Here is a 20,342-nt window from a genome sequence, read left to right on the forward strand (position 1 = left end):
TTAATACTCATCCATAACTTTGTCTAAAGCATCTCTCAAATATGTAATAGAATCATCTTTTAACATTATTACTAATTCACTATTAATATTCTGTTCTTCAAACTCTATTAATGTTGAGATTATAATTATATGATTATATTCTACTTTATAATAATCTTCTAAATCTTGAGCAGAATCGATAATTTCTACATGAGGAGGAGCAAATAAGATATCAGTTTCTATAAGTTCTGCAAGTTTACTTGAAGTTGTTGATGAAATAATATTTGTAATTTCTAAAACTACATCTTTTAATTCATCTTCATCAATTTCTATTTCACTTAGTCCAAATTCTAAGGCTAAATTCTTTAAGGACTTATCATCAACTAAAAAAAGATTCTCACCTGAAAGTTTTCCATCAATTGATTGACTAACTAAATAACATACATGATACTCATCTACTTTATTTTTAACATAATCTTTAAAATTTTCACTTGACAATGTGGCAATTTTTGGAATACTTAACTTCGCAAACTTTTCAATAATATCAGCAATTGCAGCAGTTGCTGAACCATAAGAGATATTCATTAACTCCTGCAAACAATCTTTTTGATCCTCATTTAAGAAGTCATTTTTAGCCATTATAAAACCTTCAGTTTTTGAAGAACCGGTTTCAAGTTCTCTTCATTGACAGGTTTTTTAATAAACCCTAAAGCACCATTTTCTTTTGCTTTTGCCATAGAGCCTTCTTGTATATCTGCACTTGCTACAATAATTTTTGCATCTTTATCTTTTTCACAAATTATTTTAACTGCATCAAAACCACTCATTATTGGCATTGTTAAGTCCATAAATGTAACTTCAGGAGATATTTGTTCATAAATATCCACAGCTTCTTGTCCATTTGAAGCCTCTACTATTTCAATATTTTCGCCAACTAAAGCCTTTAAAGCTTTTATTAACATCTTTCTAGCCATCTTAGAATCATCACAAACTAAATATTTCATTCTTACTCCAAAATTAATCTTGTTTTATTATATGTAAAATATAATTAAATAGCAAACTAAATTGTCAACTTTAAAAATGCTTCTACTACTGCTACTTTTTCAAGCTCTTTTATTTTCTCTTCAAGTGTTTCTACTTTTTCATCTTGAAGTAAAGATATACTTTTTTGCAAAAGATACTCTCCTTCATCATAATTTTCATTAACAAAATGAATTGTACAACCTGATTCTTTCTCTTTTGCTTTTATAACAGCCTCATGAACAAATCTACCATACATCCCATTTCCACCAAATTTAGGAAGTAAAGCAGGATGTGAATTTATAATTTTATTTGGAAATTTTTCTAAAAGATTTTTTTCTATCTTTTTCATATATCCAGATAAAAATATATAATCTATTTTAAACTCTAACATCAAATTTGTGATTTTTTCATCAAGGTTTTCATTTGGATATTTTTTTGTATTTATTACAAAATTTGGAATATCTTTTTTTGATGCTTTTTCTAATACTTTTGCATTTGAATTATTTGATATCACTAATACTACTTGAGCATCTAAGATTTTGTTTTCACAAGCTTCTAAAATAGTATCAAAACCACTTCCATTATGTGAAGATAGTATTCCAATTCGTTTCATTTATTATCCTAGTATTTATAGAAGGGAAATTATAACAGCTTTTGTTTAAATTATAAAATCATATTTTTATTTTAGTCTTTGAGCGTGAGTGAGTGCAATTGCGATTGCATCTGTAATATCAAGAGGCTTTATCTCTTTTTTTATACCCAATAATCTTTTTACCATAAAAGCCACCTGCTCTTTTGTCGCCTTTCCATTTCCAGTAACTGCTCTTTTTACTTGCAAAGGAGTATATTCAGAAAAGTTTCCAAATTTTTGTAAAACTTTTAGGGATATTGCACCTCTAAATTGAGCAAGTTTTATTACACTTTTTGGATTAAAAGCATAAAACATATCTTCAATAGCAACTTCACTTATCTCATGATTTGAAAAAATCAAATCTAAGCCTTCTACCATTTCTACAATTTGTTCTTGTAAAATTTTGCTTTTTATTTTTATCAATCCAGCTTCACAAAGTCTTAAATCTCTATTATCTTTTTCTATGACTGCATAACCACAATTTATAGTTCCTGGGTCTATTCCTAATATCTTTTTTTTCAACTTTTCACATATCCTTAAAAAATCTATTCACTTCTATAAAGTGTAGTATATTGGTAAATCTTTTATTAGTTTTCACTTAAATTATATAGTTTAGCAAAAGTTATTCACTTCTTAATTAACAATATTTTTATTATATCTTAGTTTTTAAAATATTTTAGCTATAATATCTACCAATCAAATAAAAAAGAGTTTATATTTAATGACAAGCAAAGAGATTTTATCAGTTTTAAAAAATGAAACATCAAATTCAGATTATGAAAAATATTTAAAACAACTATCGTATAAAAAAATTTCATCTGATGAAAATATAGCTATTTTTGAAGTCCCAAATAAATATATTGCAAATTGGATAAAAAGTAAATACTCAAAAATAATACAGCACTGTATAGAGACTATCGATGGAACAAAGCCAGCTATTGAGATAAAACTAACAGGTGAAAGAAAAACAAAAAAAGAGATATTAAAAGAAAAAAGTGGAAGAAAAGAGGTTGAAAGCACCATATTAAACCCATCTTATACTTTCGATTCATTTATTGTTGGACCTTCAAATCAGATGGCTTATAATGCTTCACTTGCAGTTTCAAAAAAACCAGGTATTCAATACAACCCACTTTTTATATATGGTGGTACAGGCTTAGGAAAAACACACTTACTTCAAGCTATAGGAAATGATGCTGTAGAACATGGAAGAACTATTATATATGTTACTATTGAACAGTTCATGAATGACTTTACCTTTGCTATTAAAAACAAAAATATGGAACACTTTAGAAGTAAATACAGAAAATGTGATGTTTTACTTATAGATGATATTCAATTTTTAAGTGGAAAAGAACAAACCCAAGAGGAGTTCTTCCATACTTTCAATGAACTTCATAATGCAGAAAAACAAATAGTTATGACTTCTGATAGACTACCATCGCAAATTGCAGGACTTGTGGATAGATTAAAGTCAAGATTTGAATGGGGTTTAACAGCAGATGTTCAAATACCAGGATTAGAGACAAAAATAGCAATTATTGAGAAAAAGTCTGAATTAAATGGTATTAAATTATCAAGAGATATTATAAATTATATCGCAACCAATTTAGATAATTCTATTAGAGAAATAGAGGGCGTACTTATACGAATAAATGCCAGTGCCTCACTACTTAATCAAGAGATTAATTTGCCAATGGTACAAAATCTTTTAAAAGAACAAATAAAAGAAACAAAAGAAAATATCAAACTTCCTGATATAATAACAACTGTAGCAATTGAATTAAATATCAAACCAAGTGATATTAAATCTAAAAAAAGAACTGCACTAGTTGCAAATGCAAGAAGAATAGTAATATATCTTGCACGTGAGTTAACACATAACTCTATGCCAGATATTGCTAAGTTCTTAGGGATGAAAGATCATAGTTCAATTTCTCATAATATAAAAAAAGCAAATGAGCTTATTGAAAAAGATGAGAATTTCAAGTTAATACTTGAAAATTTAAAAAATAAAATCATAAATAGAGGATAGGTGTAGAAAAGTTTCAAATCATTATGTGAATAGATGTGAATATCTTTAGTTCTTTAATCATTCATCAAAGAGCTGATATAATCGAATTAAAATAAGAGTTTTCATCTATTCACATAGTCTACTACTACCACTAAATTAAATAATATATAAAGGGGATAAAATGAGATTTATCATTGCAAAAAACATTTTTGAAAATATAATCTCTTCAATGCAACCGTTTTTAGAAAAAAAAGATTCAAGTTCTATTACTTCTCACATATACTTAGAAGTATTAAATTCTAAATTGACATTAAAAGCTACTGATTATGAGATAGGTTTAGAATCTTATGTTAATGAAATTGAAGAATCAACAGATGGAAAAGGTACTGTAAATGGAAGTAATCTATTAGGTATTATTAAAAGATTAAAAAATGATACTATCACTGTTGATACTATAGATAATAATTTAGTTATAAAACAAAGTAGATCAACTTTTAAACTACCTATGTATGATGCTAATGAATATCCAAACTTAATTATGAATAGTGATTTAAATATTTTAAATATCTCTACTATTAGTTTAGTAAATAGTATTAAAAAAATTACACCTGCTATTGATAACAACAATCCAAAGTTTGAATTAAATGGAGCATTAATAGATATTAAAAACTCTAAAATCAATTTTGTAGCAACAGATACAAGAAGACTTGCTATTTCACATCTTCAAAATATATCAAATAATGAATCACAATTTATAATTCCTAAAAAAGCAATTATAGAGATTCAAAAGCTATTTTTAGATGACGCAAAAATCTCTTATGATGATACAAATTTAATAGTAGAAGCTGATAACTCTAAGTTTTTTACAAAACTTATTAATGGGAAATTTCCAGATTATGAAAGAATTATTCCAAATAGTTTAAAATATAATTTAACACTACCAAAAGCAATTTTGATAGATTCAATTAAATTAGTTACTTCACTATTTTCAAATATTAAAATTACATTTTCTCCAAACTCTATTAATTTTGAATCTTTAGATGAAGATACAGAATCAAAAACACAAATAGATATTGATTTAAATATTAGTGAAGATTTTTATTTGGCAGTTAATGCAAAATACTTATTAGATTTTTTAAGTATGTCAAATAATGAAAATGTTGTTGTAGGATTCAATGAATCGAATCTACCATTTTACTTAGAAGATGACAAATTTTTCACGATTGTAATGCCAATCGTGTTAGATAAATAAAAAAGGATAATTAATGAGCCAAGAGTATGGTGCTAGTAATATTAAGGTTTTAAAAGGTTTAGAAGCTGTAAGAAAAAGACCAGGTATGTATATTGGTGATACTAACACAAATGGATTACATCATATGGTTTATGAAGTTGTTGATAACTCAATTGATGAGGCAATGGCTGGATACTGTAGAAATATAAAAATTACTATGACAAAAGATCATTGGATTAGAGTTGAAGATGATGGTAGAGGTATTCCAACATCTATCCATGAAGGTGAAGGTATTTCTGCTGCAACAGTTGTTTTAACTGTACTTCATGCTGGTGGTAAATTTGATAAAGATACATATAAAGTATCTGGGGGACTTCATGGGGTTGGAGTTTCTGTTGTAAATGCTTTATCTGAAGAACTTAAAATGACTATTTACAGAGAAGGAAAAATTCACTATCAAGAGTTTTCAAAGGGTATTCCAAAAGCTCCACTTGAAATTATTGGTGAAAGTCCAAGAAAAACTGGTACTACAATTGAATTTTTAGCAGATACTTCTATTTTTGAAGTAAACACTTATGATACAGCAGTTCTAGCAAAAAGATTTAGAGAAGTTGCATATTTAAACTCATTTATTTCTATTACATTAGTAGATGAAATCCATAAAAATACAGAAGTTTATCATTTTGAAGGTGGTATTAAACAATTTGTTGAAGATATAAATACAGCAACTCCTGTATCAGATGCTGTTTCATTTAATGACAGAGTTGATGATGTAGAAGTTGATATTGCAGTTATGTATAATGATACTTATGTTGAAAAAACTCTTTCGTTTGTAAATAATATTAGAACTATTGATGGTGGAACTCATGAAGCTGGATTTAAAGCAGGACTTACACGAAGTATTGTTAAATATCTAAATGAAAATGCAGCAGCTAGAGAAAAAGATACAAAAATTACAGGTGAAGATGTAAGAGAAGGTCTTATTGCAGTTATTTCTGTAAAAGTTCCAGAACCACAATTTGAAGGTCAAACAAAAGGTAAATTAGGTTCTTCTTATGTGAAACCTATTTGTCAAAGATTAACAAGTGAAAAACTAGATAAATATTTTGAAGAAAATCCAGCCCAAGCAAAAGCTATTATGGATAAAGCTTTAATGGCAGCACGAGGTAGAGAAGCAGCTAAAAAAGCTAGGGATATGACTAGAAAAAAAGATGCAATGACAGTGGGGACACTTCCAGGAAAACTAGCAGAATGTCAAAGTAAAGATCCAGCTATTAGAGAACTATATCTAGTGGAAGGGGACTCTGCAGGGGGTTCTGCAAAACAAGGTAGAGATAGAGTTTATCAAGCGATTTTACCACTTAAGGGTAAAATTTTAAATGTAGAAAAATCAAGACTTGATAAGATTTTAAAATCTGATGAAATTAGAAACATGATTACAGCACTTGGTTGTGGTATTGGTGAAGATTTTGATGAAGAAAAAATCAGATATCATAAAGTCATTTTTATGACGGATGCAGATGTTGATGGGTCTCATATCCAAACACTACTTTTAACTTTCTTCTTTAGATTTTTAAGACCAGTTATTGAAAAAGGTTATTTATATATTGCTCAACCACCTCTTTATAGATATAAAAAAGGTAAAAATGAAACATACCTAAAAGATGACAATGCCCTATCATCTTTCTTAATAGAAAATGGTTTAGAATCATTTGAGTTCCAAGGTCTTGGATACAATGACTTAGTGGATTTATTTAAAACTGTTTCTAGATATAGAGGAATGTTACAACAGTTAGAAAAAAGATACTCTTTAGCTGAAGTTTTAAAACACTTAATAGAAAATCCAAATTTAGTAAATCTAGATTTTACTGCACTTTATGAAGAAGTAAAAAATTTCCTAGAAGCAAAAGGTTACAATATCTTATCTAAGAGACTAACAGATGAAAGTATTCAACTGTTTGTTCAAACAAATGAAGGTCTTGAAGAGCTACTAATTGATGATGAACTTTTTGCATCACCATATTTTAGTGAAGCGACATATATTTACAATAGATTAGTTGAAAGAGATTTAACTGTATTTGATGGTAGAGATTTAGTAGAGATATTAGATGAAATAGAATCTTTAGCTAAAAAAGGTGCTTATATTCAAAGATATAAAGGTCTTGGGGAAATGAATCCTGACCAACTTTGGGAAACAACAATGACACCAGAAGCTAGAAGACTTCTAAGAGTTACTATTGAAGATGCAGCAGTAGCATCAGATACTTTCACACTATTTATGGGTGATGAAGTAGAGCCAAGAAGAAATTATATCGAAGAGCATGCGAAGGATGTTGAACACTTAGACGTTTAGTCTAAAAGACATCTTTTAATTAATTTCTGCGTTGGAGACTGAGTTTTTACTCAGTCTCCTACTATTAGTAGGCTCCTTCACAAAAACTCACCTCCGCCTTGACCTTAAATAAAATATGACTTTTAGGAGACATAAGTGCTTAAAACTTTATATATTATTGCTTTTTTCTTTTTATTTTTTTTAATTTTTGTAGTATTAGACATAATAATTATTCCGGAAAAGAATGTATCAATATTAGCAGCAATAGGTATTATTATATCTGCATTTATTGCTTCATTTTCAATATTAAAATCTATTGATGAAAATAAAAAAATTCAATCTGAAAATAGATTCTTTAATGAAAGTTGTCATAATGAATTATATACTTTACGAATGGAAGAAATGAAACATGTTTTTATTTCTTCTATGGCTTATTTAGATTTTTTTGAAAATAGTGATAACAAAAAAAATAATATCCATTATTTGGAATTTATAAAGAATAGTTTGAAATCAAAATATCAGGAATTATCAGATAAGGATTTAATTAGAGGCCTTTATGCTAATAAAAGATTAGAAAAAGACCATGGATTACATATTGGAAAAGTAAGTTCTTTTGTAATGATGCGTGATGAAATATTTGATGCATTAAAAATTATTGATGAACTAATTAATTTAGTACTTGAAAAAAATCCAAAAATTGAAGATAAAATATATAAAAATTATTGTGGTTCTATTAAAATAAGACTTTATGCTATTAAAGGTGCGGTAGAAAGTTCATTTGGAAATACGGAACCATTACGAAATAAAGAAGGAAAATTAATTTAATTTTAATAATTTTTTTCAATCATTTTACTAACCTATAATCCAAAAGAGAACGATGAAAGTACTAATCAATATTTCAAAAAGCTATCTAACAAATGATTTGTATAGTGAACTAAATCTAAGATTAAATGTAGGTTGCTACAAACTTTATCAAAATTCTTATTTTGTTTGTTTTAATACCCCTACAAATTGCTATGTGATATAATTCCCCATATGAAAAAACTAAAATACCTAAACCACTATCCCAAAGATATAATTTCACAAATACAAAAGTTAATAGCTGATAAAAAGCTTGATAAGTATTTACTTAATAAATACAAAACTTCACATGAGTATAAAAATGATAAAGCACTTTACTCTTATGCTATGGATTTTAAAAATAGCTATTTGAAAAAGTCACTTCCTCTTAGTAAGGTGATTTATGATGGGAAGATAAATGTTATCAACGATGCTTTGGGTTTACATACTATTATTTCTCGAGTTCAAGGTGGCAAGCTTAAGAGTAAAAATGAGATACGAATAGGAACTTTGTTTAAAAATGTTCCAGAAGAGTTCCTTAGAATGATTGTAGTGCATGAATTAGCCCACTTAAAGGAAAAAGAACATGATAAGTCCTTTTATAGTCTGTGTTGCTTTATGGAGCCTAATTATCATCAATATGAATTTGACCTAAGAGTTTATCTTACATACATGAATTTATATGGAAAGTTGTATTAGGGTTAATTGCTATCCAAAGGTATTTCTATAAAAAATTTAGCACCTTGGGCAGTATTTTTAACATAAAAATCTCCTTTTAGTTTTTTGCTAACTATATTGTGTGACATATAAAGTCCTATACCAATTCCTTGACTTTTATGTTTTGTTGTAAAGTATGGTTCAAAAATTTTTGAGATAATTTCTTCATCTATTCCTCCACCATTATCTTCAATAGTTGTAACAATATCTCCTTTTATAACTTTACACTCAATTTTTATCCAAGGATTTCTAATATTTTTTTCTATTAAAATATCTTTTGCATTATTAAATATATTCAAAACAACTTGTGACAAATCACCAATAGTTAACTGTTTGATTATAGGTTTTGAGTAATCAATTTCATTTATAAGTGTTATGTGATTATCTTTTAGTGTTGTAGACAAAATATCTATTACAATATTGAGTCTGTCTTGAAAAACTATCTCTTTTGTCTCATTGTTTTCATTAATATAATTTCTAAAGGTATCAATTGTATCAGATAAAAATTTTGTGTGATTTAATATTTTATTTAAATTTTTAATTAATTCATCATCATCCAATAAGTTTAGTTCTTTTTGTATTATTGTTGAGCTAATATTACTGGAAATTGCACTTAATGGTTGTCTCCATTGGTGAGCTATGTTTTCTATCATTTCTCCCATTTGTACCATTTTTTCTTGTTCAAAAATATATCTTTTTTGCTCAATATTTTCTTGGGTTTTCTTTTGAACTTTTTTTTCTAAAAAGGTGTTAAGAGAGTCTAACTCTTTTGATGTAGTATTTATTATATGTGAGATGGCTTTTTGTTTTAAAAGTTTATTTGAAATTTTTGTATTAGATATTGGTTTTACATTATTGTAAGTTGCAGGATGTTCACTAAGGGCTAAAACTGTTAGTGATTCATTAAGTAGTTCATTAGAGGTACTTGTAGAAAAAAACTCTCCATAGGTAAAAAAGCCACAAGTTGGAGCAAGTTTACTAAAATCTTTTATATCTAAAGAGGCTTTATTTTCTAAAAATCTTCTTCTTGCCATACAAGAATATATAAATATTGCTTCATTTTGATGTAAGCTTAGGCTATTTATGAGATTTGAAGAGCCATTTAGTATCTCTTCAATATTTCCTATTCCAAAACGTACTTGAGCATTCTCTTCAATGTTTCCTGCAAAAATCATTGATCCATCTTCTTGGAGGTATAAAGGGGCTCTTGCTATTTTTTGTCCATTTTTTTGAATAATTAATGGAAATTCTATTCCAATACCTGGAAGTTCATTAGCCACCTCTTCGCCTAGATATTTTTTGTATAAATCATATGGAGTCATTTTATCAATTTCATAAATAGTATTTCCAGATGATTTATTTACTTTAAACATTTTTCCCAGATTTTTCCAAGCTAGTGAGTATTGATTATTAACATATAGATTATCGGAGTTAATTGAAACTCCTACTGCTGCAGAGGGAAGTAATTTGTTAGTACTAATAATATATGTACCACTAAACTTTGCATTATCCCCAGCTAAACCACCAGCAACTATTATACTTGGGGCACTTTTTTTAATACCTTTTAAAAAATCTTCTGGATTTATATTTAACCCTGAAGCAAATATAATAAAAACTTTTGATTTTTCATTTAAAAGTGTTTGTGCTAATTCTTTCCCATCATTTATTGAGCTGTTTTTTGAGATTAAATCAATAGTTGAAATATTTAATGTACTATGTTCAAATGTTGTAAAAGATATTATGATTTGGTGGGTGGTGGCTTTGTCATTTAGTATTTCACCATCTGTTGTTGCACCTATTATTTTAGCTTCTGGGAGATGATTGCTTAAAAAAGTACTTAACTCCTCAAGTATTTTTTTATCAATAATACCTGAAAAGATTTGTATAAGTAAGGATTTATGAGTATTAAAATTATTTGTTTTTATGTGAGTAGCAAGATCCTTAAAGTCTGTAAACTTTATATTATAAGAATTCATTTTATACACTACTCCATACATAAAATTCTAATAAATCATAGCATAATTATATAAATTAGTCACTTTTAAATAATATAACAATCTGTAATAAAATCAAGCCAATCTAAAAATTTATATTATACTTCTACAAATTTGTAATTAGAAGAGATTAATAATAGGAATTATCATGAATATATGTGGAATAGAATTAAAAGCAAATCAGACGATTTTAGCTGTACAAAAAGATGGTGAATATTTGGATTTAAAAACAAAAAAGATAATTTTAGAAGATGATGAACAACAAGAATCGATAAGAAGTTATTGTAATGATTTATTAGTTTTTTTGACTCAAAATGATATTGAACAAGTATATATCAAAAAAAGAGCAAAAAAAGGAAATTTTGCTGGTGGGGCTGTTACTTTTAAAATGGAAAGTCTAATTCAACTAAATCCAAAATGTGCAGTTGAGTTGATTTCAGGACAAGCTATAGGCAGTTTTGAGCGAAAAAATAGTGTAGAGTATCCAGAATCTTTAAATAAATACCAAGAACAAGCATATCTTGCAATTTTAAGTTCCATATAAAAACTAAAGTCAAATAGCTTTAGTTTTTATTTTATAAGTCCAACTTCTTTGTAATACTTTTTAGCACTTTCATGTAGTGGTGCAGAGAGTCCTTTTAATAAAGATTCTTTAGTAATATGTAAAAATGCAGGATGTGACTTTTTAAATAATTCAAAATTTTCTAAAACTTGTTTTATAAGGGCATATACAATTTCATCATTTGTATCACTAGTTGTTACTAAGACAGCTTTTACACCAAATGTAGGGACGTCTTTTGGGTTTCCTTTATATGTATTAGCAGGAATAACATCTTGTGTATAGTATGGATATTTCTCTACAAGTTTGTCAAGCTTGTTGCCTGTAATAGGTACAAGTTTTACATCAATATAATCTGAAATAAATTTTATATTTGCCGTTGGGTGACCAACCATATAAAAATATCCATCAACTCTACTGTCTTTAAGTTCATCTGGCATTACTCCAACTTTTGACATTCCTGCATATGCTAATTCAGACTTTTTTATACCTAAGGCATTAAATAGTGTTTGGGCAGTTGCTTCATTTCCAGAGCCTGCAGCTCCAAGGTTTATTCTTTTACCTTTTATATCCATTATGCCATTTATATTTGCATCTTTTCTTGATACTAATGTAAATAGTTCAGGATATATTGCCATCACTGATCTTAATTTAGGAACTTGATTTCTTTCAAATTTTCCAATACCTTTAAAGGCATCATATACAATATCAGATTGTGCTATACCAAAGTCTAGTTCAGCTTTTATAATTGAATTAATATTATAAACTGAACCATTAGTTGATTCTATAGTACATAAGACATCTGTTTGTTTTTTTATTTTATTTAGAATTCTACAAATTGCTCCACCTGCTGGATAATATGTTCCTGTTACACCACCTGTTCCTATTGTTATAAACTCTCTAGCAAATAGTTGAATACTAAGTATACTTAGAAGTAATAGTGATAGTATGGATTTTTTCATAATGACTCTTTTATTGTTAATTTTAATATATATTATACAATTTAAAACTATAAAAAGAATAAGATAGTTATTCTTTTATGATTTTAGTTATTAATTACTTGATTTTTTATATATTGATATATATATTCCGAAAAGTATTAATATTGTAGATATAGCTAAAGTTGAAGTTAATTTTTCATTTAAAAATATTACTCCTAAAAATATAGCAAGAGGTGGAATTAGTAGTTGTAAGATTCCTGATGTTACTATTTTTATATTTGGAAGTAAGTAATACCATAAAAGATACCCAATAGCAGAAGTTATACCCCCAGAAATAAAAGCTAACGTTATCCCATAACTTGAAATATGTATATTATCTACAAAAAAAGTGAAAAATATCAATAGAAATAAAAGTGATTTTGTAAAATTATCTGTTGTATTAAGTGTGGCATTTGCAGATTTTTTCCCAAATAATGTATAAAGTCCCCATGCAACTCCTGATATCATCATCAAAAAAGAGTGATAAATAGATATTTCAAAATCATCAGAAGGGTATAAAAGATAAACTAAACCCACAAAAGCTATAGTAATACCTAAAGCTTTTTTTAAATCAATGTGTTCTTTTTTTATTAGGGCTGCAATTATAATTGTAAGTTGTACAATAGCAAAAAGAATCAAGGCACCAAGTCCTGCATCTAAGTTTATATAAGCATAGGAGAAACAAATGGCATACATAAAAAGCATAAATGAAGTGTGCCAGTTTTTATTTAGGCTTAGATTTAATCTTTTTTCTTTAAGGTATAAAATAATAAGTAGTGTAGTTGCTCCAAAAAATAGTCTAAAAAATGTAAAACTATATGGATCAATTGAGTTATCTACAAGTGCAGCACGAGCTAGAACTGAACTTGTAGAGAAGAACAATAAAGTAAGACAAATAAGGATTAGTAATTTAAAGTTCATAAATTATTATATCCAATATTTTTATTTAAACTCAGGATTTCTTTTAAGAAACTCTTCTACTTTGTCAGTATAGGCATAGATTTTTCCTGTTCTTCTCATGTATGAATTTACGATGTGGTATCCATGATTTAGTGAAGCTGCAATGGAACCACCTGTATTAAATGCAATATCTCCAGCTACATATAAAAAAGGTATGTTTGTTCGGTAGTGCTCGTCATAAATGGGTTTATTTTTCTCATCTAATTCTATGCCACATTTTTTTAAAAAATCTGTTGGGCTAGTTCCCCCTATGGCATAAATAACTCTATCATAAAGTGTAAAATACCCATCATCAAAATTCACTTTTATTTTTCCATGTTCATTTTCTAAAGAGATAATATCTGTATTCATTCGTAGTCGAAGTTTCTCTTGTCCATTGTAGGTTTTTAGGATTTCTTCATTTTCAGGATTCAATCTAGTAAATTGAGATTTTCTATAAACTAAAGTAACATCATTTTTTTCATCAGCTAGTTCATATGCATACTCTGCTGCACTATTTCCTCCTCCTACAACTAACACTTTTTCACCTTCACTACATCCATCAAGATTTAGATTTACTTTTGCTTTTAAAGAAGGTGGGATTTTATATTTTGGCATATTTGGCTTACCCATTTTTCCTATTGCTATTACTACTGCTTTTGCTTTAAAACTTTGATTTCCTGTAGTGATTAAAAATTTCTCTTCATTGTCTTTTTTAATTATTGATTCAACTTCTGTATTAAATAATGTATCTATTTTATCATGGTCCAAAAGCTTGTCAAAAAAGTCTAAGGTTGACTCTTTTGTTCCATCCATAAAAGGAATATTGCCCTCTATATCAACACTTTTGCCTTTCCAATCTTTATCAACTCTTTTGTTCTCTTTATAAAATTTTCTAATAGTACTAGAGTGATTGTCAGCTTTATCTATTAGTATAATATTCTTGATACCATGAACTACTGCTTCAAGGGCTGTTGCAATACCTCCAGGCCCTCCACCAACTATTGCTATATCATATTCATCTGTTCTCATATTTAAACTCCATAAATAAGTTTTTCTAATACTATCATACCATGAAATCATATTAATATAACATTTGTAAGAATAGTTTTGATAAAATCATGTACTTATAATATTTAAAGAAGTTTCAAGTAAAAGGCAAGATATAATGAAATATGGTGAAAAAGAGATAGTTGAATTTGATATAAACAAAGAAGAAAACTTTTGGCCAAATGAAAATGACAAAAATTATGTGATAAATATAGAACTGCCAGAGTTTATGGCGAAGTGTCCTAGAAGTGGATATCCTGATTTTGCAACAATATTTTTACATTACACTCCAAATAAAACAGTAATAGAGTTAAAAGCTTTAAAACTTTATATAAATTCATTTATGATGAGAGAAGTTTCTCACGAAAATGTGGCAAATGAGATTTTTGATACTCTTATGGAAAAATTAGAGCCAAGATGGTTAAAAGTGATAGCTGATTTCAAACCACGTGGAAATGTTCACACAGTTATAGAAATAGACTCAAATAAACTATAAGTTGTAACCTTGGAAAGATTAGTAACTACAGCACAAGCGGCGGAGATACTTGGAATATCTTTACAAGGTGTTCATTATAGAATAAAAAACAATCAATTAAAATCTATAAAACAATCTGGAAAAACCTATGTATATTTATGGGATGAGAAAAGTAAAAAAGATGCTTATGTTGCTTCTGTAGAAGAGATAGCAGAAAACAAAGAAGAAAGTACTGCAAGTATTCAAAAAATAATAGATGGTAAAGATGAACAAATTGTTCTTCTAAAAAAATCTGTAAAATGGCTAAGAAGACAGTATCAAGAAGAAATTGCAAGACTAGAAAAAAATCAAGATAAAATAATAAGTGTCTTTGACTCAGAAATAAAGCTTTTACAAAGTGCTTTCAATGAGATGCGTTCTGTTTATAAACCAAAGATAGAAGCAAGACCAGCAAAAAATAAGTTTATATCTTTGCAGGATTTTACAGCATTGATGAAAAGTTATAAAAAAGACGATAATGAGATAAAAAATTTGATTATAAAAGCTGTTAAAAGTGGGGATAAAAGATTTATTTATATTAAAAAGACAAAAAAAGTTTTGATATTAAATGAAGATTTCTCAGATTTTAAATAAGCAAAAAAAAAGAGTGCCATTAGCACTCCTCTCCAGATACCTAAACACACCATAAAAGAAGGTGCCTTGCTATGTTCCCATCCTGGGGCGTTGTCTTCAGATATAATTGTAAAGGTCTAAAGAAGAGCCCAAAAAATAAAAAATTTATTTTTTGGGCTACTCTTTAGGACTGAAATAGTAGCAAAATAAACTTAAAATTATAATAAATCTTAAAAGTAGGAAAAAAAAGTTGATGATTTATTTAACACTTCTCTTCTCAAGTTTTATATCAGCAACACTTTTCCCACTGGGAAGTGAGGCTTTACTTGTATATAATATTTTAGAGGGATATAACATTTATCTACTTCTTTTTGTGGCTACTTTTGGAAATAGTATGGGAGCTTGTTTAAATTACTATTTAGGATTAAAGGGTGAAGAGTATTTAGAAAATAAAAATATCATCTCAAAAAAGAGTTTATCTACAGCAAAAGGCTTTTTTGATAAATATGGAGCTTGGTCTTTACTTTTGTCTTGGGTGCCATTTATTGGCGACCCTATAACGTTTATTGCAGGTGTTCTGAAATTTAATTTCAAATACTTTTTATTATTGGTTATTATTGCAAAGTTTTCTAGATATGCAATTTTAGTTTATATCACTTTATCTTAATTTGCTTTGCTGCTTTAGGGATAGAGCCAAAAATTTCCATCTATATTAAATTTATTTTTCATAAATAAAATATAACCTAAAGGTGATCAATTGTCAATAATCTAAAACTCTCCTACATTTGCAAAAGACTCTCTATCTTCCATTGAGATATCTTCAATGAATTTTTGTGCTTTAACGCTAGGAAGCATAAGTCCTTTTGTTTTATGTTCTCTAATTTTATATGTACCTTCATCATTTCCCATTGCATAATACTCAGAATATTCTGCTGTATAAGGCATATCCCATACTATAGCACCTTCTGTTGGACATGCTTCTGCACATCTTGGTTTGTCTGCATGATCAACACATTCAACACATGATTCTGGTTTTACGTAAAAAACATCTGTAGGGTTTTTAGCATGACCATCTTCTAATATCGCTGCTACTGGACACTCTGGAGCACATGCTTCACAACTTATACACTCTTCTGTAATTTTAACTGCCATTGTCTTTCCTTATATAAATATATAAAAATAAGATGCAAATTCTATTCCATAAATAAGCTAAGTATTTGACTAAGGCTAAATGAAGAGAAGGAGAGTCTCTTCATTTTTTGGTGAGATGGAGATTTATTTAGCTAAGATACCTTCAAGACCGATGTTAAGCTTAACAGTTTCACCAACAACAACGCCACCTGCTTCTAAAGCTTTGTTCCAGTTAAGACCAAAATCTTTTCTGTTGATTTTTCCATTTAGTTCTAAACCTACTCTTTTGTTTCCCCAAGGATCAATAATACTTCCATTGTTTTCTAAATCAAGTTCAATATTCTTTGTGATACCTTTCATTGTTAATTTTCCATATGCTGTATCACCATCTATTTTATTTAACATAAATGTAATTTTAGGGTAATTTGCTACATCAAAGAAATCTGCTGATTTTAAATGTCCATCTCTCTTTTCATTTTCAGTATTAATAGAAGCAACTTCTGCAACTCCATTTAAACTTTTTAATGTATTTGATTTTTCATCAAACTCAAAAGAACCTGTAAATTTATCAAATTTTCCTGTTGCATTTGAAATCATCAAGTGTTTAACTTTAAAGCCTACATTTGAATGACTTGCATCTACGTTATATGTTCCTGCAAATAATGCAGTCGCTGTTAATATTGTTGCTAGTGTTATTTTTACTATTTTCATCTTTTTCCTTTAATTATATCTTTCTAGAAAGATATTTAATGGAAATATATCATTTGTAAACTTAAAAATATCTTTCCAGAAAGATACCTTGTAAAAAACTTGTAAAAAGTGTATAATTTTTTTATGAATATAAAAGAACTAAAAAACGGTATAGAAAATCATAAAAAAAGATCTCCATCTACTTATAATGAGAATATTAATATTACATTGCCACTTTATATTATACATCAGAAGATATTTAGTGGTATTTCTCAAATACAAGAAAAGAGACATGGTATTACAAACATAGAACTTGATGTTTTAGCCTCTTTAGTTATGGGTGGAGGTGATGATTATACTTTATCTCCAACTCAGCTATATGATAGGCTACTGTTCTCTTCTGGTGGTATGACAAAAGTTTTAAAAAGACTTGAAGATAAAGGCTACATAATTAGGTTAGAAAATAGTGGAGATAAAAGAAGTAAATTAGTTAGATTAACTTCAAAGGGAAAAGAGACATCTACTAGAGTATTAAAAGATGTGATTGCTTATGAAACAAAATATTTTGATTGTCTAGATAAAGATGAAAAAGAAAATTTTAAAAATCTTCTTTTTAAAGTTTTGGAAAATACGGATTAAATATGATTATACCAAGCAGATAGGTTGCTTTTAGTAAAAGCTTTTTTTGTATAAAACTCTTTAGCATTTGTATTATCATTATCACATACAAGTTGTATTCTTTTGAGATTGTTATCTTTCGCATATTTTTTTAGATATTCAAAAAGATAAGTTCCTATTCCCATGTCTTGAAAATCATTTGTCACTACAAAATCTTCTATAAGACCTGTTTTTGCCCCAATTGCAGTTGAGATTATAGTTTGCATAGTTACCATTGCTACGATTTCATCTTTAAATTTTGCAATTACAACGATAGCTTTTTTGTTCTGTAAAAGAAGTTTTAGCCCCACTTCATGCTTTTTCTTATCAAAGATAAAATCTTTTTCAATAGAAAATAGTGCTTCAAGAAGTGTTACAAGTATAGGTATATCTACACTTGTAGCTTTACATATTTGTAAGTCACTTCTTAATATCATGGTAGCTTATCTCTTTTGAGATCTTTTTTTCACTACTTTTTGTATATATCAAATCCACATCTTTGTTTTCTGTTATGTAATCTTGTGTAATCACACAGGTACCAAGATTTTCTTCAGAGGGTATTGTGTATTGAAGAGGTAGCATAAGTCTTTCTATGATACCTCTAAGACCTCTAGCACCTACATCTTTTTCATAAGCTATATTTGCTATTTCATCTAAGGCTTTATCTTCAAATTTTAAATCTACTCCATCAAGTTCAAAAAGTATCTCATACTGCTTTGTGATAGCATTTTTAGGCTCTTTTAAAACTCTTATTAAATCCTCTTTTGAAAGTTTGTTAAGTTCCGCAATTACTGGAATCCTTCCAATAAACTCTGGAATCAATCCAAAAGAGATAAGCTCTTTTGCTTCTATATCTTTTTTGTCTTTTTCTTTGCTATCTTTATTTAAGAATCCCATAACAGATGATTTATCTTTAGTTTCATCTTTTCTCAATCCTACAAAGGCACCACCACAGATAAATAAGACATGGGTAGTATCAAAGATAATTGTTTCAGCTGAAGAGTTTTTTCTACTTCCTTTTACTGGAACATAAACTTCTGCCCCTTCTAAGATTTTTAATAAACCTTGTTGAACACCCTCTCCACTCACATCTCTCCCACTTGTAGCACTTTCACTTTTATTAGCAATCTTGTCTATCTCATCAATATAAACAATTCCTCTTTTTGCTTTTTCTAAGTCAAAATCAGCAGCGGCTAAAAGTCTTGAAAGTATAGATTCAACATCTTCCCCCACATACCCAGCTTCTGTTAATGCTGTTGCATCAGCAACTGCAAAAGGCACATCCATGATTTTTGCTAATGATTTAGCAAGTAGTGTTTTACCACTTCCTGTAGGTCCTATTAACATAATGTTTGATTTTTCTAGTTCTACATTTTTGATTATTGGTTTATCTATTCTTTTGTAGTGGTTATATAAAGCTACTGCTAAAACTTTTTTAGCATCATCTTGCCCTATTACATACTCATCAAGATGCTCTTTTATTTTAATTGGAACACTAAGACCTTTTTGAAACTCTTTTTTAGCCTCTTTTACAGTCTCTTTTTCCATAACATTTGAACACATAGAGATACATTCATCACAAATATTTGATTTCTCACTCGAAAATATTTTTTTGACCTCTTTTATCTCTTTACCACAGAAGTCACATGATTTTTTAGTACTAGGCATGATTATTTATAAACTCATTTAAACTCAAATTTAAATTTTCTAAATTGTGAGTTTTAATAAATTTATCCTCTTTTTTTGTTAGTTCAGGTTTATTAAGTATTGTAAACCCACCTTTTAAATCCATAGTGATTTCATTTGCTACCATTCTAAAAGTATCTTTTGCAAAATCAACACCCATAAAAAGGTACTCTTTATCTTTTCTAAAATCTTTTAATATAGGAGGCATAGCAAAACCACCCATAGCTTCTGTTAACCAATCAACAAAATCAGCATCAGAGATGATAAAGTTCATCTCAGGTTTTGTTGAACCCATGGGCTTAAATAAAATTGGTAAATCTAAAGTCAATGCTTCTTTTTCTATTTTTTCATAGTTATTTTTACTAGCATCAAATTTATATATTACAAATCTATCGTAGTCAGCAGTTATTCTTGAGATTCCTGTTATTAAGAAGTGATCAGTATCACTATAAATTCTTTGTAGACTATCATCCATATTTGTATCAATGATATATTTTGCTTTGATTTGTTTTAACCAAGTGTAAACTTTTGGTAAATCATACTCTTTAGAGCTGTAGATATGATTAGTCATTTGAACTATAAATTCTCTACCTTTTCTTTGCTCTAAACTCATAGCTGCCCTACTATATTCATACATAAGTCTTGGGCTCATAGCTCTTCCATTATTTAAAGCTAAAATCATCGAATCACTATCAAACGGAAGTTTTGTTCCATCTTTTGCAGTACTATCTTCGAATACTCCCATTCCTAAAAATGGGACAATAGTGCCACTTTTTAATTTTTCTATTAAGTTATCCATTAT

The 20,342-nt window shown here is 28.2% G+C and carries 23 protein-coding genes; 10 read left to right on the forward strand and 13 right to left on the reverse strand.

Translation table 11 applies throughout. The features are described 5' to 3' along the window. The 4 genes from ACNI28_RS06390 to ruvC form a co-directional block, all read right to left on the reverse strand. Nucleotides 1-618 (reverse strand): chemotaxis protein CheX, encoded by a 618-nt coding sequence (locus ACNI28_RS06390; RefSeq protein ID WP_419766383.1) that lies wholly within the window; start codon nucleotides 616-618, stop codon nucleotides 1-3. Further along, the gene (locus ACNI28_RS06395; protein ID WP_419766384.1) at nucleotides 618-983 is read right to left on the reverse strand and encodes a response regulator; all 366 of its coding nucleotides are present in this window, start codon (nucleotides 981-983) and stop codon (nucleotides 618-620) included. Before ACNI28_RS06395 ends, ACNI28_RS06390 begins: the two co-directional genes overlap by 1 nt. Nucleotides 984-1,039: 56 nt before the next feature. Continuing rightward, nucleotides 1,040-1,615, reverse strand: coding sequence for a phosphoribosylglycinamide formyltransferase (purN, locus tag ACNI28_RS06400; protein ID WP_419766385.1), 576 nt, complete (start codon nucleotides 1,613-1,615; stop codon nucleotides 1,040-1,042). A gap of 66 nt (nucleotides 1,616-1,681) precedes the next feature. Further along, nucleotides 1,682-2,155, reverse strand: coding sequence for a crossover junction endodeoxyribonuclease RuvC (gene ruvC / locus ACNI28_RS06405; protein WP_419766386.1), 474 nt, complete (start codon nucleotides 2,153-2,155; stop codon nucleotides 1,682-1,684). A gap of 199 nt (nucleotides 2,156-2,354) precedes the next feature. Between ruvC and dnaA the strand changes: the two genes are divergently transcribed. The 5 genes from dnaA to ACNI28_RS06430 all read left to right on the forward strand — a co-directional run bounded on the left by dnaA (nucleotide 2,355) and on the right by ACNI28_RS06430 (nucleotide 8,749). After that, the gene (gene dnaA / locus ACNI28_RS06410; protein WP_419766387.1) at nucleotides 2,355-3,668 is read left to right on the forward strand and encodes a chromosomal replication initiator protein DnaA; all 1,314 of its coding nucleotides are present in this window, start codon (nucleotides 2,355-2,357) and stop codon (nucleotides 3,666-3,668) included. A 160-nt stretch (nucleotides 3,669-3,828) separates the two neighbouring features. Further along, entirely contained in the window at nucleotides 3,829-4,899 is a 1,071-nt protein-coding gene (gene dnaN, locus ACNI28_RS06415; protein WP_419766388.1) for a DNA polymerase III subunit beta, read from the forward strand. A gap of 13 nt (nucleotides 4,900-4,912) precedes the next feature. Continuing rightward, entirely contained in the window at nucleotides 4,913-7,231 is a 2,319-nt protein-coding gene (gyrB, locus tag ACNI28_RS06420; protein WP_419766389.1) for a DNA topoisomerase (ATP-hydrolyzing) subunit B, read from the forward strand. Between the two features lie 135 nt (nucleotides 7,232-7,366). Continuing rightward, complete coding sequence (locus ACNI28_RS06425; protein WP_419766390.1) at nucleotides 7,367-8,035, forward strand: hypothetical protein; 669 nt, start codon at nucleotides 7,367-7,369, stop codon at nucleotides 8,033-8,035. 210 nt (nucleotides 8,036-8,245) lie between these two features. Then, nucleotides 8,246-8,749 (forward strand): YgjP-like metallopeptidase domain-containing protein, encoded by a 504-nt coding sequence (locus tag ACNI28_RS06430; protein WP_419766391.1) that lies wholly within the window; start codon nucleotides 8,246-8,248, stop codon nucleotides 8,747-8,749. A gap of 2 nt (nucleotides 8,750-8,751) precedes the next feature. Here the strand turns inward: ACNI28_RS06430 and ACNI28_RS06435 are convergent, their stop codons facing one another. Then, nucleotides 8,752-10,743 (reverse strand): FIST N-terminal domain-containing protein, encoded by a 1,992-nt coding sequence (locus tag ACNI28_RS06435; protein WP_419766392.1) that lies wholly within the window; start codon nucleotides 10,741-10,743, stop codon nucleotides 8,752-8,754. A gap of 166 nt (nucleotides 10,744-10,909) precedes the next feature. Between ACNI28_RS06435 and ACNI28_RS06440 the strand changes: the two genes are divergently transcribed. Then, complete coding sequence (locus ACNI28_RS06440; protein WP_419766393.1) at nucleotides 10,910-11,305, forward strand: DUF3010 family protein; 396 nt, start codon at nucleotides 10,910-10,912, stop codon at nucleotides 11,303-11,305. Nucleotides 11,306-11,331: 26 nt separating this feature from the next. Here ACNI28_RS06440 and ACNI28_RS06445 read toward each other — a convergent pair whose 3' ends face one another. The 3 genes from ACNI28_RS06445 to ACNI28_RS06455 all read right to left on the reverse strand — a co-directional run bounded on the left by ACNI28_RS06445 (nucleotide 11,332) and on the right by ACNI28_RS06455 (nucleotide 14,271). Beyond that, the gene (locus ACNI28_RS06445; protein WP_419766394.1) at nucleotides 11,332-12,282 is read right to left on the reverse strand and encodes a TAXI family TRAP transporter solute-binding subunit; all 951 of its coding nucleotides are present in this window, start codon (nucleotides 12,280-12,282) and stop codon (nucleotides 11,332-11,334) included. Between the two features lie 90 nt (nucleotides 12,283-12,372). Next, complete coding sequence (locus ACNI28_RS06450) at nucleotides 12,373-13,221, reverse strand: DMT family transporter (protein WP_419766395.1); 849 nt, start codon at nucleotides 13,219-13,221, stop codon at nucleotides 12,373-12,375. A 21-nt stretch (nucleotides 13,222-13,242) separates the two neighbouring features. Continuing rightward, a complete protein-coding gene (locus tag ACNI28_RS06455; protein WP_419766396.1) occupies nucleotides 13,243-14,271 on the reverse strand; it encodes an NAD(P)-binding domain-containing protein in 1,029 nt (342 codons plus the stop codon). A 136-nt stretch (nucleotides 14,272-14,407) separates the two neighbouring features. Between ACNI28_RS06455 and queF the strand changes: the two genes are divergently transcribed. From queF to ACNI28_RS06470, 3 genes are all read left to right on the forward strand, one after another. Continuing rightward, a complete protein-coding gene (queF, locus tag ACNI28_RS06460; RefSeq protein WP_419766397.1) occupies nucleotides 14,408-14,785 on the forward strand; it encodes a preQ(1) synthase in 378 nt (125 codons plus the stop codon). 9 nt (nucleotides 14,786-14,794) lie between these two features. After that, on the forward strand, nucleotides 14,795-15,397 hold the full coding sequence (locus tag ACNI28_RS06465; protein WP_419766398.1) for a DNA-binding protein: 603 nt from the start codon (nucleotides 14,795-14,797) through the stop codon (nucleotides 15,395-15,397). Nucleotides 15,398-15,629: 232 nt separating this feature from the next. Further along, nucleotides 15,630-16,043 (forward strand): YqaA family protein, encoded by a 414-nt coding sequence (locus ACNI28_RS06470; RefSeq protein ID WP_419766399.1) that lies wholly within the window; start codon nucleotides 15,630-15,632, stop codon nucleotides 16,041-16,043. Between the two features lie 101 nt (nucleotides 16,044-16,144). Here ACNI28_RS06470 and ACNI28_RS06475 read toward each other — a convergent pair whose 3' ends face one another. Both ACNI28_RS06475 and ACNI28_RS06480 read right to left on the reverse strand, forming a co-directional pair. Further along, the gene (locus ACNI28_RS06475) at nucleotides 16,145-16,528 is read right to left on the reverse strand and encodes a 4Fe-4S dicluster domain-containing protein (RefSeq protein ID WP_419766400.1); all 384 of its coding nucleotides are present in this window, start codon (nucleotides 16,526-16,528) and stop codon (nucleotides 16,145-16,147) included. Between the two features lie 123 nt (nucleotides 16,529-16,651). Continuing rightward, complete coding sequence (locus tag ACNI28_RS06480; RefSeq protein WP_419766401.1) at nucleotides 16,652-17,218, reverse strand: YceI family protein; 567 nt, start codon at nucleotides 17,216-17,218, stop codon at nucleotides 16,652-16,654. 123 nt (nucleotides 17,219-17,341) lie between these two features. Between ACNI28_RS06480 and ACNI28_RS06485 the strand changes: the two genes are divergently transcribed. Beyond that, on the forward strand, nucleotides 17,342-17,836 hold the full coding sequence (locus tag ACNI28_RS06485; RefSeq protein ID WP_419766402.1) for a MarR family winged helix-turn-helix transcriptional regulator: 495 nt from the start codon (nucleotides 17,342-17,344) through the stop codon (nucleotides 17,834-17,836). Here ACNI28_RS06485 and ACNI28_RS06490 read toward each other — a convergent pair. Genes ACNI28_RS06490 through ACNI28_RS06500 form a run of 3 tightly spaced genes read right to left on the reverse strand, consistent with a single transcriptional unit; the run spans nucleotide 17,833 to nucleotide 20,339 of the window. Then, on the reverse strand, nucleotides 17,833-18,291 hold the full coding sequence (locus ACNI28_RS06490; RefSeq protein WP_419766403.1) for a GNAT family N-acetyltransferase: 459 nt from the start codon (nucleotides 18,289-18,291) through the stop codon (nucleotides 17,833-17,835). The genes ACNI28_RS06485 and ACNI28_RS06490 overlap by 4 nt on opposite strands. After that, nucleotides 18,275-19,522: an ATP-dependent Clp protease ATP-binding subunit ClpX gene (gene clpX / locus ACNI28_RS06495; protein ID WP_419766404.1), complete on the reverse strand. Its 1,248-nt coding sequence runs from the start codon at nucleotides 19,520-19,522 to the stop codon at nucleotides 18,275-18,277. Before clpX ends, ACNI28_RS06490 begins: the two co-directional genes overlap by 17 nt. Further along, on the reverse strand, nucleotides 19,515-20,339 hold the full coding sequence (locus ACNI28_RS06500; RefSeq protein WP_419766405.1) for an SIR2 family protein: 825 nt from the start codon (nucleotides 20,337-20,339) through the stop codon (nucleotides 19,515-19,517). Before ACNI28_RS06500 ends, clpX begins: the two co-directional genes overlap by 8 nt. Nucleotides 20,340-20,342: the final 3 nt, after the last annotated feature.

Origin of the sequence: Arcobacter denitrificans (SeqCode) (assembly GCF_048571185.1) — a bacterium.
In the GTDB taxonomy this organism is placed as follows: Bacteria; Campylobacterota; Campylobacteria; order Campylobacterales; family Arcobacteraceae; genus Arcobacter; species Arcobacter denitrificans.